Source organism: Enterobacter ludwigii, from assembly GCA_023023105.1.
Classification (GTDB): Bacteria; Pseudomonadota; Gammaproteobacteria; order Enterobacterales; family Enterobacteriaceae; genus Enterobacter; species Enterobacter adelaidei.
On record CP083824.1, the window covers coordinates 2,163,505 to 2,177,304 of the forward strand.

13 protein-coding genes are annotated in these 13,800 nt (G+C 50.5%); 8 read left to right on the forward strand and 5 right to left on the reverse strand.

Going from position 1 to position 13,800, the window contains the following annotated elements; translation table 11 throughout:
• Positions 1–17 precede the first annotated feature (17 nt).
• From paaF to LCD46_10500, 6 genes are all read left to right on the forward strand, one after another.
• Positions 18–1,334, forward strand: a complete 1,317-nt coding sequence (gene paaF, locus LCD46_10475; protein ID UOY72695.1) for a phenylacetate--CoA ligase — start codon at positions 18–20, stop codon at positions 1,332–1,334.
• A gap of 80 nt (positions 1,335–1,414) precedes the next feature.
• Complete coding sequence (gene paaX / locus LCD46_10480; GenBank protein ID UOY72696.1) at positions 1,415–2,347, forward strand: phenylacetic acid degradation operon negative regulatory protein PaaX; 933 nt, start codon at positions 1,415–1,417, stop codon at positions 2,345–2,347.
• Between the two features lie 9 nt (positions 2,348–2,356).
• Positions 2,357–2,953, forward strand: coding sequence for a phenylacetic acid degradation protein PaaY (gene paaY / locus LCD46_10485; GenBank protein UOY72697.1), 597 nt, complete (start codon positions 2,357–2,359; stop codon positions 2,951–2,953).
• A 135-nt stretch (positions 2,954–3,088) separates the two neighbouring features.
• Positions 3,089–4,501 (forward strand): hypothetical protein, encoded by a 1,413-nt coding sequence (locus LCD46_10490; GenBank protein UOY72698.1) that lies wholly within the window; start codon positions 3,089–3,091, stop codon positions 4,499–4,501.
• A 45-nt stretch (positions 4,502–4,546) separates the two neighbouring features.
• On the forward strand, positions 4,547–5,065 hold the full coding sequence (locus LCD46_10495) for a DUF2569 domain-containing protein (GenBank protein UOY72699.1): 519 nt from the start codon (positions 4,547–4,549) through the stop codon (positions 5,063–5,065).
• A gap of 182 nt (positions 5,066–5,247) precedes the next feature.
• Complete coding sequence (locus LCD46_10500) at positions 5,248–5,796, forward strand: hypothetical protein (protein UOY72700.1); 549 nt, start codon at positions 5,248–5,250, stop codon at positions 5,794–5,796.
• Between the two features lie 155 nt (positions 5,797–5,951).
• On the opposite strand, the gene LCD46_10505 is transcribed toward LCD46_10500, so the two are convergent.
• Positions 5,952–7,673 carry a SulP family inorganic anion transporter gene (locus tag LCD46_10505; protein UOY72701.1) on the reverse strand — a complete coding sequence of 574 codons (1,722 nt, stop codon included), beginning with the start codon at positions 7,671–7,673 and terminating at the stop codon, positions 5,952–5,954.
• A 120-nt stretch (positions 7,674–7,793) separates the two neighbouring features.
• On the opposite strand from LCD46_10505, the gene LCD46_10510 reads away from it, so the two are divergent.
• Together LCD46_10510 and LCD46_10515 are read left to right on the forward strand one after the other, a co-directional pair.
• Complete coding sequence (locus tag LCD46_10510) at positions 7,794–8,276, forward strand: glutathione peroxidase (GenBank protein UOY72702.1); 483 nt, start codon at positions 7,794–7,796, stop codon at positions 8,274–8,276.
• A gap of 170 nt (positions 8,277–8,446) precedes the next feature.
• Entirely contained in the window at positions 8,447–9,103 is a 657-nt protein-coding gene (locus LCD46_10515; protein UOY72703.1) for a TetR/AcrR family transcriptional regulator, read from the forward strand.
• Between the two features lie 50 nt (positions 9,104–9,153).
• On the opposite strand, the gene LCD46_10520 is transcribed toward LCD46_10515, so the two are convergent.
• The 4 genes from LCD46_10520 to LCD46_10535 all read right to left on the reverse strand — a co-directional run bounded on the left by LCD46_10520 (position 9,154) and on the right by LCD46_10535 (position 13,757).
• The gene (locus LCD46_10520; GenBank protein ID UOY72704.1) at positions 9,154–10,137 is read right to left on the reverse strand and encodes an oxidoreductase; all 984 of its coding nucleotides are present in this window, start codon (positions 10,135–10,137) and stop codon (positions 9,154–9,156) included.
• A 319-nt stretch (positions 10,138–10,456) separates the two neighbouring features.
• Positions 10,457–11,731, reverse strand: a complete 1,275-nt coding sequence (fabF, locus tag LCD46_10525) for a beta-ketoacyl-ACP synthase II (GenBank protein ID UOY72705.1) — start codon at positions 11,729–11,731, stop codon at positions 10,457–10,459.
• 127 nt (positions 11,732–11,858) lie between these two features.
• Positions 11,859–12,419, reverse strand: coding sequence for a helix-turn-helix transcriptional regulator (locus LCD46_10530; protein UOY72706.1), 561 nt, complete (start codon positions 12,417–12,419; stop codon positions 11,859–11,861).
• Between the two features lie 129 nt (positions 12,420–12,548).
• Complete coding sequence (locus tag LCD46_10535; protein UOY72707.1) at positions 12,549–13,757, reverse strand: MFS transporter; 1,209 nt, start codon at positions 13,755–13,757, stop codon at positions 12,549–12,551.
• Positions 13,758–13,800: the final 43 nt, after the last annotated feature.

Consider the following 13,800-nt stretch of genomic DNA (forward strand, 5'->3'; position numbering starts at 1 on the left):
AATGTGAGTACCCTACAATGACAAATACAACAAAGCTTGACCCGATCGAAACAGCATCCCTTGACGAATTACAGGCCCTTCAGACCGAGCGTCTGAAATGGACGCTGCACCACGCCTATAACAACGTACCGATGTACAAACGCAAGTTTGACGCAGCGGGCGTTCACCCTGACGATTTCAAAGAGCTGGCGGATATCCGTAAATTCCCGTGCACGACCAAGCAGGACCTGCGGGATAACTATCCGTTCGATACCTTTGCCGTACCGATGGAGCAGGTAGTGCGTATTCACGCCTCCTCAGGCACTACCGGCAAGCCAACGGTGGTGGGTTATACCCAAAATGATATCGACACCTGGGCCAATCTGGTGGCCCGCTCCCTGCGCGCCGCGGGCGGCAGTGCAAAAGACAAAATTCACGTGGCCTATGGTTACGGGTTGTTTACCGGCGGTCTGGGCGCGCATTACGGTGCGGAACGTTTAGGCGCAACGGTGATCCCGATGTCGGGTGGTCAGACGGAGAAGCAGGCGCAGCTTATCCGGGATTTCCAGCCAGATATGATCATGGTGACGCCATCCTACTGCCTTAACCTGATTGAAGAACTGGAACGCCAGATGGGCGGCGATGCCAGTACCTGTTCTCTTCGTGTGGGCGTGTTCGGCGCCGAGCCGTGGACGCAGGCCATGCGCCGTGAGATTGAAAAACGGCTAGGGATCACAGCGCTGGATATTTATGGTCTTTCTGAAGTGATGGGCCCCGGCGTGGCGATGGAGTGTATCGAAACTGCCGATGGTCCGACCATCTGGGAAGATCATTTCTATCCGGAGATCGTCAACCCGAACGACGGCACGCCGCTTAATGACGGCGAGCAGGGTGAACTGCTGTTTACCACGCTGACGAAAGAGGCGCTGCCGGTGATCCGCTACCGTACCCGTGACCTGACACGCCTGCTGCCAGCAACCGCGCGCAGTATGCGTCGTATGGACCGGATCAGCGGTCGCAGTGACGATATGCTGATCATCCGTGGCGTCAACGTCTTCCCGTCGCAGCTGGAAGAGGAAATTGTGAAGTTCGAACATCTCTCGCCGCATTACCAGCTGGAGGTGAACCGTCGCGGACATCTTGATTCACTTTCCGTGAAGGTGGAGCTGAAAGAGAGCAGCCTGACGCTGACGCACGAACAGCGTTGCCAGGTGTGCCACCAGTTGCGCCACCGCATTAAATCCATGGTCGGGATTTCAACCGACGTGATGATCGTTAACTGCGGCAGTATCCCTCGCTCAGAGGGGAAAGCCTGCCGGGTGTTTGATTTGCGTAAAGTCGCGGCCAACGGCTGAGTTTCTTCTTCCCTCTCTCCGCCGGAGAGAGGGAACGCAGAACTATGCTATGATTCATCCGGGACAAAAATTACAACAGAATGAATCACATGAAACTCGACGCCTTCATCCAGCACGCAGTCAGCTCCGTTCCGGTCAGCGGGACATCCCTTATCTCTTCATTATACGGTGACGCGCTTTCCCATCGCGGGGGCGAGATTTGGCTCGGAAGCCTGGCGGCATTACTGGAGGGTATGGGGTTCGGCGAACGGTTCGTGCGAACTGCGTTGTTCCGCCTTAACAAAGAGGGCTGGCTTGACGTCTCGCGCATTGGACGCCGCAGCTTTTATCGCCTGAGCGACAAAGGGCTACGCTTAACCCGCCGCGCGGAGAATAAGATCTATCGCGCGGAGTTGCCCGCCTGGGACGGAAAATGGTTATTGCTGCTCTCTGAAGGGCTGGACAAAACCACGCTTGCTGACGTCAAAAAACAGCTGATCTGGCAGGGATTTGGCACGCTGGCGCCGAGCCTGATGGCCTCGCCATCGCAGCATCTGGCGGATGTGCAGTCCCTGCTTCATGATGCTGGCGTGGCGGAAAACGTCATCTTCTTTGAAGCTCACTCGCCGCTGGCTTTATCCCGCGCTGCGCTGCGTTCGCGGGTGGAAGAGTGCTGGCAACTGACCGAACAAAACACGATGTACGAAACGTTTATTAGCTCGTTCCGACCGCTGCTGCCGCTGCTGAAAGAGGCGACACCAGAGGAGCTGACGCCAGAGCGTTGTTTCCAGATCCAGCTGTTGCTTATCCATTTTTATCGTCGTGTGGTGCTGAAAGACCCATTGCTGCCGGAAGAGCTACTGCCAGCGCACTGGGCCGGGCAAAGCGCCCGGCAGCTCTGCATCAATATTTATCAGCGTGTGGCACCGGGGGCGCTGGCGTTTGTCAGTGAGAAAGGCGAAACCTCCGTCGGTGAACTGCCCGTGCCTGGCACGCTCTACTATCAACGCTTTGGTGGTCTTACGAGCACATAAGGAGTGAGGATGCCTGTTTATCAAATTGATGGTCTGACGCCGGTCGTACCTGACGAGAGCTATGTTCACCCGACGGCGGTACTCATTGGTGATGTGATCCTGGGGAAAGGTGTTTATGTCGGCCCGAACGCCAGCCTGCGCGGAGATTTTGGCCGTATCGTGGTGAAAGATGGCGCGAACATTCAGGATAACTGCGTGATGCATGGTTTCCCTGAGCAGGACACGGTGGTGGAAGAGGACGGCCATATCGGCCACAGCGCTATTCTGCATGGCTGTGTTATCCGCCGTAACGCACTGGTGGGAATGAACGCTGTGGTGATGGACGGCGCGGTGATTGGTGAAAACAGCATCGTCGGCGCGGCGGCATTTGTGAAGGCGAAAGCGGAAATGCCCGCAGGGTATTTGATTATTGGCAGCCCGGCCAAAGCGATTCGCGAGTTGAGCGAGCAGGAACTGGCGTGGAAAAAACAGGGTACAAGGGAATATCAGGTGCTGGTGGAGCGCTGCAAGCTGACCATGCACCAGGTGGAACCGCTGCGTGAAGTGGAGCCTGGGCGGAAACGGCTGACGTTTGATGAGAATTTAAGGCCGAAGTCGGCGGTGTGAGGTGAGATATTGAAGCAGGGGCGGATGGAACCGACCCATGCTGCGGTTATCTGTACAGTTGCAATTAAATGAGGCTAATTATTTAATCCCTGGTGCCGATAATCTTTTTCTCTGATTATATATGAAGGAACATGTATGCATTACGCACGGCCTTTACTACGCCCTCTGTTTTTACTTTCTCTGTTGCCGTTTTCTTTTGCTCAGGCCGCTGAAAAGCCTGAACTTATCGGCGGCGGCATCAACCCCTTGTCTGTTACCCGCATCCACGATCGTGTGAGTTATATGGTGTCGTTAAACTTCAATAACGGCAAAACAGCGCAACAATGGCGTTCAGTGGATTGTAAGCAGGGTAAGTCCGAGCTTCTGTACAAGGATTTACTGGATGATGAAGGGTTAACCAAAGCCCGTTTTTACGGCGACAGCTACATGCGGTATGCGTCAGCACAGGATGATAAGCTGATGACGGCAGAGGATATCCGTAAGATCTGCCAGCTACCGGTAAAAGAACCTCTGTGGGAAAGATTATCAGCCACGTCTGCAACGGGCATTACCGATCTTGTCGATGTTAACAGCATTCATCGCGTTGGCGACATTTTAACGGTACGCATGGGATATGATTTTGCCGATATCATCTGGGAACCGCCTTATGACGCGCCGCTTGAATTAAAGATTGAGCACTATTTCTATAACTGTAAAACCCATCAGGGCGACGCTGTCGCTGCAATGAACTTCGATGGCCAGGGTCGCGTAACGGACTCACTCATCACGGCTGATATTGTTCGTCGCAAAAGTAGCTTCAAGATTGACGCTCAAAAGGCACAACGCTTTGAGCAACTCTGCCAGCTACCTGCAGGCAAAACGTTCACCGCTGAAGGGCGCTTTGTACCCGCGGTGAACAAGTCAGCATCCACGTTGATGGGGCCCTCAATGCCCGATCTGAGCAATAATAATCCGCAATGGTTGAGCAAATACCCCCTTTCTGCTGCTATTGATCGCCAGGCGCAGGCATTGATCAAATCCTGGGCGATGCCGCGTTTTAAACAGGTTCGTTACACCGAAGTCAGCGCGCTCGGTAAGATTAAAGTCCAGCTGGATGCGCAATCGGATGGTTATATACGTAAGCTGGAAGATTATGGCATCTGGACGGTTCAACGTTTAACGCTGGCTAATCTGTTGCAACTGAAATTCGCCATGTCCATCAGTAGCGGTGCCATGTTGCTCAACACATTGCAGACGGATCTGCATTTCCCGTTAGTACAGGGTCAAAAATTTCAGGCTAAATTGGAAAATATTGATGCGGATAAGAAAGTCACATCGTCAGCGATGCGCTGTGAAGTGACGGGGGAAGGGGATGCGCAGCGTATCGCACCTGAGTTTAGTGGGAAATATTTGTTAGTTGAGTGTCATGAAAGTAATGAGGGGCAACCGGATAACAGGAGCAAATTAGCCTGGCTGCAGGATCTCAATATCTTCGTCCCTGTTGCTCAGCAACTGGGTGACAAGCCTGAAAGGTTGGTGACGCTGGAAAATGTGAGTGTGACGCGATAATCAATAACCAGGCCTTACCGAGCTATTATGAAATAAGGACATAAAATGACCAATTCAGCGTTTCAGTGGACGTGCATTAAATGTGATAAAGAGATCCCACAGCATCTTGAATATTGTTCTGAGTGCGAAGAAAAACGATATCGCAAAATAGGTGGTTTGTTATATCTGCCATTTATCAATATGCTGTTTATCGCTTACGCCTACTTTAACTCTATGGCAGTAACGTTAAGTGCCGGGATGGAAACGGTAGGTCGTCTTCCGCTCTCCCAGACGACCTATCTCTTTGTTGCTAGTGGGATTAACTTAGTTTTCCTGCTCTTTATCATCTATATTGTTTCTCTGTTTTTGCGGAAAAAGAAAGAGTTACCTCTGGCTTATTGTGCTTTGCTTGTTTCGGGTATCGCTCTGATGCTAATTGACAGGGTCGCCACTTCTTACATCTTTCCGCAGATCTCCCTGAATATGGCTCAGATAATGCCTATTATTATGCATGTGATATACGCTTGTATCTGGATCCCGTACTTCCGTACCTCCGTTCGGGTTAAAAAGACGTTCATTTGGTAGACGAGGCTGGCCGCCAGTACACGATAGGGAAGCAATATTTTTTGGCGTTGTTGGGAGGTCATCTCAGCAACCCAACCAATATTGGGTGTCTCCCACATATCCGAAAGTATGCTAAAATTTGTACAGCGATAAGCCGAAGATAAAACGTCGCAATTTCAGCGCGTTAGCCAAAGTGAGTGATTATGGATAATAGTCCACATGAACAGACAGTTTGGAAAAGATACCGCGCATGGTTGTGGTGCGGAAGTTTTTATCTGGTTGCATTGTATTGTTCTGCAGATGAAATAAACCTGTACTCAATAAACACGGGTTCATACGTCTATCATCTTACAAACAATCACGGACAATATACTGAGAATTTTGAGAATAACTTTATATCCGTGGAGAGGAAGTTCTCGGATGATTCGAAATATAGCTTTGTGCTAGGCACAATGAAAAACAGCTTTGATAACAGATGTCTGGCTGCCGGCGTCAGAAGAGACTGGGCAGGGTGGGATAACGGTTGGGTTTTTAAAGGGATATATGGATACGTCGGTGAGTTTTTCTTTGATGCTTTCAGTGATTGTGGTGACCATGGGTCATACCATGATTTCAAAAAAGTAACAGGAATCGGCTTTTCTCCCTACATATACCATGGATTTCAATACAATTTTACGTCTTATTTTGGGATGGATGTGGGTATTATAATTCCATCCGTATTTGTCATTACAGCACAGTGGAGCTTTAGATGAATCCTTCACCTGGTGTGACGACATTATAGAATGAAGTGATGTACCACCCGTTGGTTGTGCGACATATAGTAACATCCTTCTCTCCGCTTTATCGCAGGGCTGCGACAGCAGCCCTTTGAAAATTCTGGTAATATTCGCCTTCAACCCGTTTGGGGTTATATAACACTACCGGTTTCACCCTCACTCGCAGTCTCTTTGCTTTGAATGAAGCGGAGTGCCAGATAGAGGTCTGGCGCCAGAATCATTTCATCATCATTGATAGTTGGTCGACTTTCTTTGAACCAGCGTGTTAATTCCGTTTTCCTGCCCGCAAGGATGAGCTTAATCTGCCGACCCTTCAGGTCACGCTTTAGCTCATTAATGGTTGCCAGGACACTGATATCTGAATACGTGAAGCAGGCAACGGCATCAATGACCACCCATTTAGGCTGTTCTGCTGCGCCTTCAACTAAGTTCAACACGCGGCGTTTAAAATAAGCCACATTAAAATAGGTCAACGGTGAGTTAAATCGATACATCAGCACGCCCGGAACCATTTTAATATCGGTGGTATTCCCTAATGAGTGGATCATGCCATTTTCGTCTGTTCCCAGTAAATGCTCAGAGGGGCGAAAGACTGTACGGAGGAACTGTAACAGGCCAAGCAGCACCGCAAGGCCGATCCCCTGAATTACGCCGATAATTAAAACACAGCCAAACGTGAAAAAGGCCAGGCGAAATGCCTGTTTATTTCTTCGTCTCAGGTTCCATAGCCCACGCAAATCAATTAATGACCACGACGCATACATTAGAACAATGCCTAAGGCAGAGACCGGAATAAATTGTAAGGGTTGGGTGAAAAAGAGTAATACGACTCCAATGATTAAGGCTGCGACAATGGATACCAGCTGACTTTTTCCTCCAGTGGAATCATTAACCGCGGTCCGGGAATCGGCCCCACTAATAGCAAACCCCTGAGATAACCCCGACATGATATTCGCAATACCCAGCGCTCTGAACTCTGCATCAGCATTAATTTCATAGCCATTTTTCGCGGCAAAACTGCGGGCGGTCAGCATCAGACTGACAAAACTAACCAAAGCCAGGTTCAGCGCCGGGATCACTAAATCACGCATCGGGCCCGGCTGGAACGCCACCCAGTTAACGACCGGTAAACCGGGCTGGAAGCCTTCCCCCCCAATAGTGGCAATACCATACTGTTGCGCAGATGTCCCCCATACCAGAAACGTCGTAATCACGATGGCAATCAACGGTGCGGGCCAGTGGCTGCGAAACGTTTTGATCGCCATTAAAATCGCTAACGTTAAAATGGATATTCCTAAGGTTAATAAATGGCTGTCTGAAATTCGGCCCGGTAAGGCAAGAATTTTCTCAATAACCTGCGCTTCATCAAGCTTGATCCCGAAAACCTTGCCTAATTGCCCGACAATAATCGTCACGGCTACGCCATTAAGCAGGCCAGTCAGAATAGGGTGAGAAAGCAGATCGGCAAGGGCACCCAGGCGAAATTTACTGGCAAGCAGACACCATCCGCCCATCATCAATGTCATGACGATCGTCAGTTGCCAGTGCAGTTCGGGATTTCCGGCAGAAAGAGGAAACACGACGGCGGCAATCACCGCGCAGGTCGTTGCGTCGGGGCCAACAATAAGCTGACGTGAAGAGCCAAACAGCGCATAGGCTATCATCGGTAAAACACATGAATACAGACCTACGATAGCCCCAACACCCGCCAACTCAGCATAAGCAATAGCAACGGGCAGTGCTACAGCCGCAACGGATAACCCGGCTTTAACATCATGTTTTAGCCAGCTTTTATCGTAGGCTAATAAATTTTGTAACCCTGGCATGTAGTTTAATAAAAATTTTCCGAACACGTTTTTCTCCGGATATTGATCTTACCTACGTAATGATGGCACGCTTCTAAATAAAATTTTTGTTTTAAAATGGTTCCAGGCTTTGCCGGCATTGGCAGTTGTTACTCTCAGGAGCGCGATATGACCACCTTTTATCAATTTTCTGCTACCAGTCTGCGCGGCCAGGTTATCTCAATGGCTGACTATGCTGGCAAACTGGTTTTGGTGGTGAACACTGCCAGTCAGTGTGGATTCACGCCACAATACTCTGGCCTTGAAGCGCTCTACAAGAAGTATGCTGGCCATGGGTTTGTGGTGCTGGGTTTCCCCTGCAACCAGTTTGGTAAGCAGGAACCCGGTGGTGCTGATGAAATCGAGCAGACCTGTTATATCAACTACGGTGTGAGCTTCCCGATGTTCGAGAAAGTAGAGGTCAACGGCAATGCCGCGCACCCGGTGTTTCGTTACCTGAAAAATGAATTGCCCGGGGTGCTGGGGGGACGGATCAAGTGGAATTTCACGAAGTTCCTGATAGGTCGCGACGGTACACCGCTTAAGCGTTTTGCACCGTTCACGACGCCGGAGAAAATGGAAGCCTCCATCCTCGCCGCACTCAAGATCTGAGTGTTCCCGTTATTCGAGATATTTGCTTCTGGCGTACTTTCGGCAAACGGCAGGTAGTATGACCGCCCGTTGACAGGGGGGGCGTATACAATACCGCAAGGGATAAACTGATTGAAGCCGTCGCGTATAATCACTTATTCTTTGTCGTTTAAACATGCAGGAGATGCGTCATGATCGGCGAAACGCGCGGGCGGGGAAGACCACGAAAAACAGAAAGCACCTATGCAGATACCCGTAATGATCTGATCCGCAGCGGACTTGAACTCCTGACGCAGAATGGTTTTCTTTCGACGGGAGTCGATGCCATTGTCAAAAATGCCAGTGTTCCAAAAGGCTCATTTTATTATTACTTCAAGAGCAAAGAGGAATACGTCCAGACCGTTCTGAGTGCTTACGACAGTTTCTTCGAGCACAAACTAAAAAAACATCTGCATGCGTCATCCTGCGCACCCATGCTACGCCTGGAAAATTTTATACACGATGCCTGCGACGGGATTAAAAAGTACAATTTCACCCGGGGCTGCCTGGTTGGAAATATGATGCAGGAAAGTCCGGGGCTTCCACCCTCCTTTATTAAACAGCTACAGGATATTCTTGAAAGCTGGCAAGCGCTTGTGGCGACCTGTTTGTCCGATGCATTATCTTCCGGTGAAATATGCTCTGATATGAATGACAAACAACTGGCCGCTATTTTCTGGAGTGGTTGGGAGGGGGCTGTAATGCGTGCCAAACTTTATTGTTCCACCCAACCTGTGTACGACTTCTGGAGCTACTTCAAAACGTCTGTACGCTATCAACCATCGCAGGATGTGGCACCTGAACAGTAAAAAGAGAGGGGCTGACAGCAGCCCCTTAAGAGAACGATAATCCTGTCGCTTTAGCTACATTTAATCACTGCCCGGCCACGAATGCCGCCGCTAAGAAGTGCTTCGGCCACCGAGATGGCCTCACTGAGCGGATATACGCTGGTCAGGCTATCCAGTCTGGATTCTGGTAAATACGTAATTGCCTGCTGCCAGATCGCCGCTCTTTTCTCTTTCGGGAACATGACACTGTCAATTCCTTTCAGCGTAACGCCACGCAGAATAAACGGGGCCACATTACCCATCATATCCATACCCTGGGCCATGCCACAGGCCGCAACAATACTACCATAGCGAACTCCGGCGCAGGCATTACAGAGCGTGTGACTGCCCACCGTATCAATCGCGGCAGCCCAGCGTTCTTTCTGCAACGGTTTGCCTGGGCTGGAAAGCTCAGTGCGATTAATAATCTCATTGACCCCGACCGTTTTATAAAGCCATTCGGATTCTTGCGGACGACCGGTAGACGCGGTGACCTGGAAGCCCATTGACGCCAGGATCATGGCCGCAATACTTCCGACGCCTCCGCTGGCTCCGGTAACAAGTACCGAGCCATCTTCAGGCTTAACACCGTGGTTCAGCAGGGCGTCAACACACAGCATCGCGGTAAAGCCTGCAGTTCCGATGGCCATGACGTGTTTACTGTTTGCGCCAGCCGGAAGCGGCGTCAGCCAGTCGCCTTTTACCCGTGCCTTTTCGGACAACCCGCCCCAGTGTTTTTCCCCTACACCCCAGCCGGTGAGGAGAACCTGATCACCGACCTGATATTCCGGATGCGAACTGGCGGACACAGTGCCAGCAAAATCGATGCCCGGCACCATCGGGAACTGACGGACGATAGGACCCCGCCCGGTGATAGCCAGGGCATCTTTGTAATTGATGGAAGAGTAGTCAATGTTGACAGTGACATCCCCGTCAGGCAGATCGCTTTCAGCTGTCTCAACAAATTGCGCAGAGTAATGGTCTTCTTTCTTGTTGATTAATAATGAGTTAAACATTTTTACCTCGTAAGTTTGGTTGTATGGCTACCCTTAAACAGCAGTATAATTTCAATATTGACCGATCGTCTAATAATCAGTGCTACTATCCCAGCGTTTTAGCAATATTCAAGAATTGTTTGTTAATTCATCGCATTATCGGGTGAGCTTTTGATTCGAATCAAAATGAGGAGCTGAATGCAGATTATGTATGCTCGTTTCAGACGTGAACCGGGAAATAAAACACACGTCAGACTCTGTTCAAATAGCGTTGGGGATAATCAGCGGGGCGGTTATCGGGCCAAACCCGCCGGCCTTTGCCAGCGGGGGAACTGGATCCTTACTCCCAGCGTTTCAACAGCAGGCTAGCGTTGACGCCACCAAAGCCAAAACCGTTCGACAGCGCGTAGTTCATCTTCTGAGGACGAGCCGACAGCGCAACCAGGTTCAGGCCTTCCGCGTCTTCATCGGGGTGAGACAGGTTCAGCGTCGGCGGCACTATCTGGTCACGCAACGCCTGAATAGTGAAGATGGCCTCAATTCCGCCGGCTGCACCTAACAGATGACCGGTTGCTGATTTTGTGGACGTAATAGCAACGGGATGCGTGCCAAACAGGCTTTTAATCGCTGCCAGTTCACCTTTGTCTCCTACCTGAGTCGAAGTGGCGTGGGCATTGATATGGTCAATCTCTTCTACTGAGACACCCGCCTGACGAATGGCCATTTCCATGGCACGACGTGCGCCGTTACCGTCTTCCGGACCCGCTGTCAGGTGATACGCATCTGCGCTGGTGCCGTAGCCTACCAACTCTGCCAGCGGCGTGGCGCCACGTGCCAGTGCGTGCTCCAGCGACTCAATCACGATAAGCCCGGCACCTTCTCCCATCACAAAACCATCGCGGTCACGGTCAAAGGGGCGAGAAGCCGCTTCCGGCTGGTCATTGGATGCGGTGGAGAGTGCTCTTGCTGCGGCAAACCCGGCAAGGCTAACGCGATGAATCGCCGCTTCTGAACCGCCACAGAGGGCGATATCGGCCTCGCCGCTGCGGATCATTCGTGCAGCATCGCCAATGGCCTGCGCTCCTGCCGCACAGGCGGTGACCGGCGCGCCGATGGGACCACGAAAACCGTGAGCAATAGACACATGTCCGGCTGCGAGATTGGCAAGAAAAGAGGGGATGGTGAACGGAGACAGGCGACGCGGCCCGCGCTCATCCGTCGTATGTACCGCATTGGCGATCTCGCTGAACCCGCCGATCCCAGTCGCGATGACCGTTGCAGTACGATCTTGTTCTGTCGTTGATGCAGGCGACCACCCGGCCTGCGTCAGCGCTTCACGCGCGGCAACCAGCGCAAATTCGATAAAGCGATCCATCTTTTTACGTTCTTTGGCCGGAATGGTTGTCAACGGATCGAAGCCGTGCAGCGGGTCGTTCTCAACGGACGGAACCTGTCCAGCGACTTTGCAGGGAATATCGTCGACCAACTTCTCGCTAAGCTTTGTAATACCTGACTTTCCTGCCAGCAGCGACTGCCAGACGTGTTGTACACCGCAGCCCAGTGGGCTGACAATCCCCATCCCGGTTACAACAATGCGTTTAGCTGAAACACCCATAAACAACTCTCCTGTATGAGTAATGTGCCGGCGACTTTTTCAGCAATGAAACCAGCAGCGCGACAATCAAAAAACCGATCATGATGAGGTCAATTACTTCGGGAAATACCTTGCTTCGTTCCTCCCGCTAATTCAGGTCGGATTCATGGCTGGCATCTCTGTAAGGTTCGGGTTGGAATTTTTGCGCGCTATCGCCTTCGCGTTTGCGCAGCAGATATTCGTGGCGGTATTTCATCATCGGTGAGGCCGCGGGTCCCGGTACCATGGTGTATTTGCCCGTAACAATCTCCTCACCGGTTGCTTTATCGACCAGGATCGGCTCCACAGAACGCTGGGTTTCACTTTCCACCAATTGCATCTGACGGCCTTCGGGTGAAAAGTGGCGGCTTCCCCATTCCGCGATCGCCAGCAGAACCATGCGAAAATCGCGTCCGCTTTGTGTGAGGTGATATTCGTAGCGCGGTGGTGAACTGCTGTAGCAAATCTTCTCCAGTAATCCGTCATCTACCAGCGACTTAAGACGGCGCGAAAGAATATTGGGCGCGACGTTACTGCTTTTCTGAAACTCGTCAAAGCGGGTAAAACCCGAAGCGGCGTCGCGCAGGATCATGATGCTCCAGCTGTCACCAATACGGCCAAGACTACGGGCAATGGGGCAGGGAGCGTGGCAAAGCAGTTCATTTTTCATGGGCTGACCTGGATGAATAGGTGGCTTTCGCAAGCAAATTGGCATAGTAACTATCAAAATGCAAGTTACTTAAGAATCAATCTGAATGTTGCATCCAGTTTCAGCACACAGATAAAAACAGATGAAATGCTAGTCAGTGATGGGGTGGTCAGCCTGGATAAGACGTTTAGCCAGTTTCTTTTGCAGAATAACAATAATAAAGGGGGAAACTGATGCGAAAATTGCAGATGCTGCCAGCAACGTGTTGATATTTCGTGGTGCCATGACGTACCCTGGTAACAGGTAAGCAGAGAGGAAAAATGCGACTGTTGTAGTCAAATACATTATTGATGTCTGTAATGAAGCGAACCCGGCTCGTTGTTTGTCATCAGGAAACTGAATCGTCACCACCGAAGTCGAAACCAGACGGCTGTAAGATGCGCCAAGGAATAAAGTAATGAACAGAGCCGGATGCGGATAACCCAGGATGGGTATGAGTAAACTCAGGATAAAGACGATGGTTGACCCTGAGGCCAAAATCAAAGCAGATATACGGGAAGCTAACGCGCCAGTCATTTTTGTAGACAGATACCCACTCATCCCTCCAACGAAGAACAGCCAGGGTAACAGGTCCTGCGAAGCGCTCAATTGCTGTGTCATTACCGGCACCAGAACGGGAATGACCAACATCGAACTAAACTGTACAAGTGCATTACTGGAAGCAAACAGTAAAGTATCAGCGTCGAGAGTGAGTGTGTGGGGGGGCTCGAAAGAAACGGGATCCTGAGGGATGATGGAAACAATCAGCGGCAATGCCAACAAACACAGTGCACTGATTAACCACAAAGCGATATGCCAGCCATAATGAGTACACAAAAATAATATCGTGGGCATTCCTGCAATGCTGACTATCGAAAATGATGCAATCACCGTCGCCAACATTTTCCCCCGCAAGTTAGTTGGTGCGTGGTTTATCAATATACTGATACCCACCCCCATTGTCGTTCCTCCGACTAATCCTGCGCAGAATCGTAATATCAGCAGAATGCTAAAATGGGAGATAAATGTAGTCAAAAGTGTCACCAGGCCTAGTAATGCCATATTGGCAATTAAAAAACGTTTCCTGTTGAAGTGACCTATCCAGTAAAAGGCGATAATCCCAGACAGCACGGCTGCAGCTGTGTACATGCCGGATACATAGCCAGAGTATGATACGGGGACAGCGAAATCAGCGGCCATAAAAGCAAAAACAGGGTTGAACATCATATATTCCAGCGCATTATTGAACTGGATAAAAGCCATTACAATCGCTATTCGTATAAGGGTTTTATGATTAAACATTGTGTTGACCAGTGGCATAGCAAGCAACCTGTGGATGAAAGATACCCGAGTTTAACTACTA

What these genes read in the sequence shown, in the direction of transcription:
- LCD46_10490 (UOY72698.1), top strand. Translation starts at nt 3,089, where the DNA reads ATGCATTACGCACGGCCTTTACTACGCCCTCTGTTTTTACTTTCTCTG.
- LCD46_10520 (UOY72704.1), bottom strand. Translation starts at nt 10,137, where the DNA reads ATGTTTAACTCATTATTAATCAACAAGAAAGAAGACCATTACTCTGCG.
- LCD46_10530 (UOY72706.1), bottom strand. Translation starts at nt 12,419, where the DNA reads ATGAAAAATGAACTGCTTTGCCACGCTCCCTGCCCCATTGCCCGTAGT.
- LCD46_10510 (UOY72702.1), top strand. Translation starts at nt 7,794, where the DNA reads ATGACCACCTTTTATCAATTTTCTGCTACCAGTCTGCGCGGCCAGGTT.
- paaY (UOY72697.1), top strand. Translation starts at nt 2,357, where the DNA reads ATGCCTGTTTATCAAATTGATGGTCTGACGCCGGTCGTACCTGACGAG.
- LCD46_10515 (UOY72703.1), top strand. Translation starts at nt 8,447, where the DNA reads ATGATCGGCGAAACGCGCGGGCGGGGAAGACCACGAAAAACAGAAAGC.
- LCD46_10500 (UOY72700.1), top strand. Translation starts at nt 5,248, where the DNA reads ATGGATAATAGTCCACATGAACAGACAGTTTGGAAAAGATACCGCGCA.
- paaX (UOY72696.1), top strand. Translation starts at nt 1,415, where the DNA reads ATGAATCACATGAAACTCGACGCCTTCATCCAGCACGCAGTCAGCTCC.
- paaF (UOY72695.1), top strand. Translation starts at nt 18, where the DNA reads ATGACAAATACAACAAAGCTTGACCCGATCGAAACAGCATCCCTTGAC.
- LCD46_10535 (UOY72707.1), bottom strand. Translation starts at nt 13,757, where the DNA reads ATGCCACTGGTCAACACAATGTTTAATCATAAAACCCTTATACGAATA.
- fabF (UOY72705.1), bottom strand. Translation starts at nt 11,731, where the DNA reads ATGGGTGTTTCAGCTAAACGCATTGTTGTAACCGGGATGGGGATTGTC.
- LCD46_10495 (UOY72699.1), top strand. Translation starts at nt 4,547, where the DNA reads ATGACCAATTCAGCGTTTCAGTGGACGTGCATTAAATGTGATAAAGAG.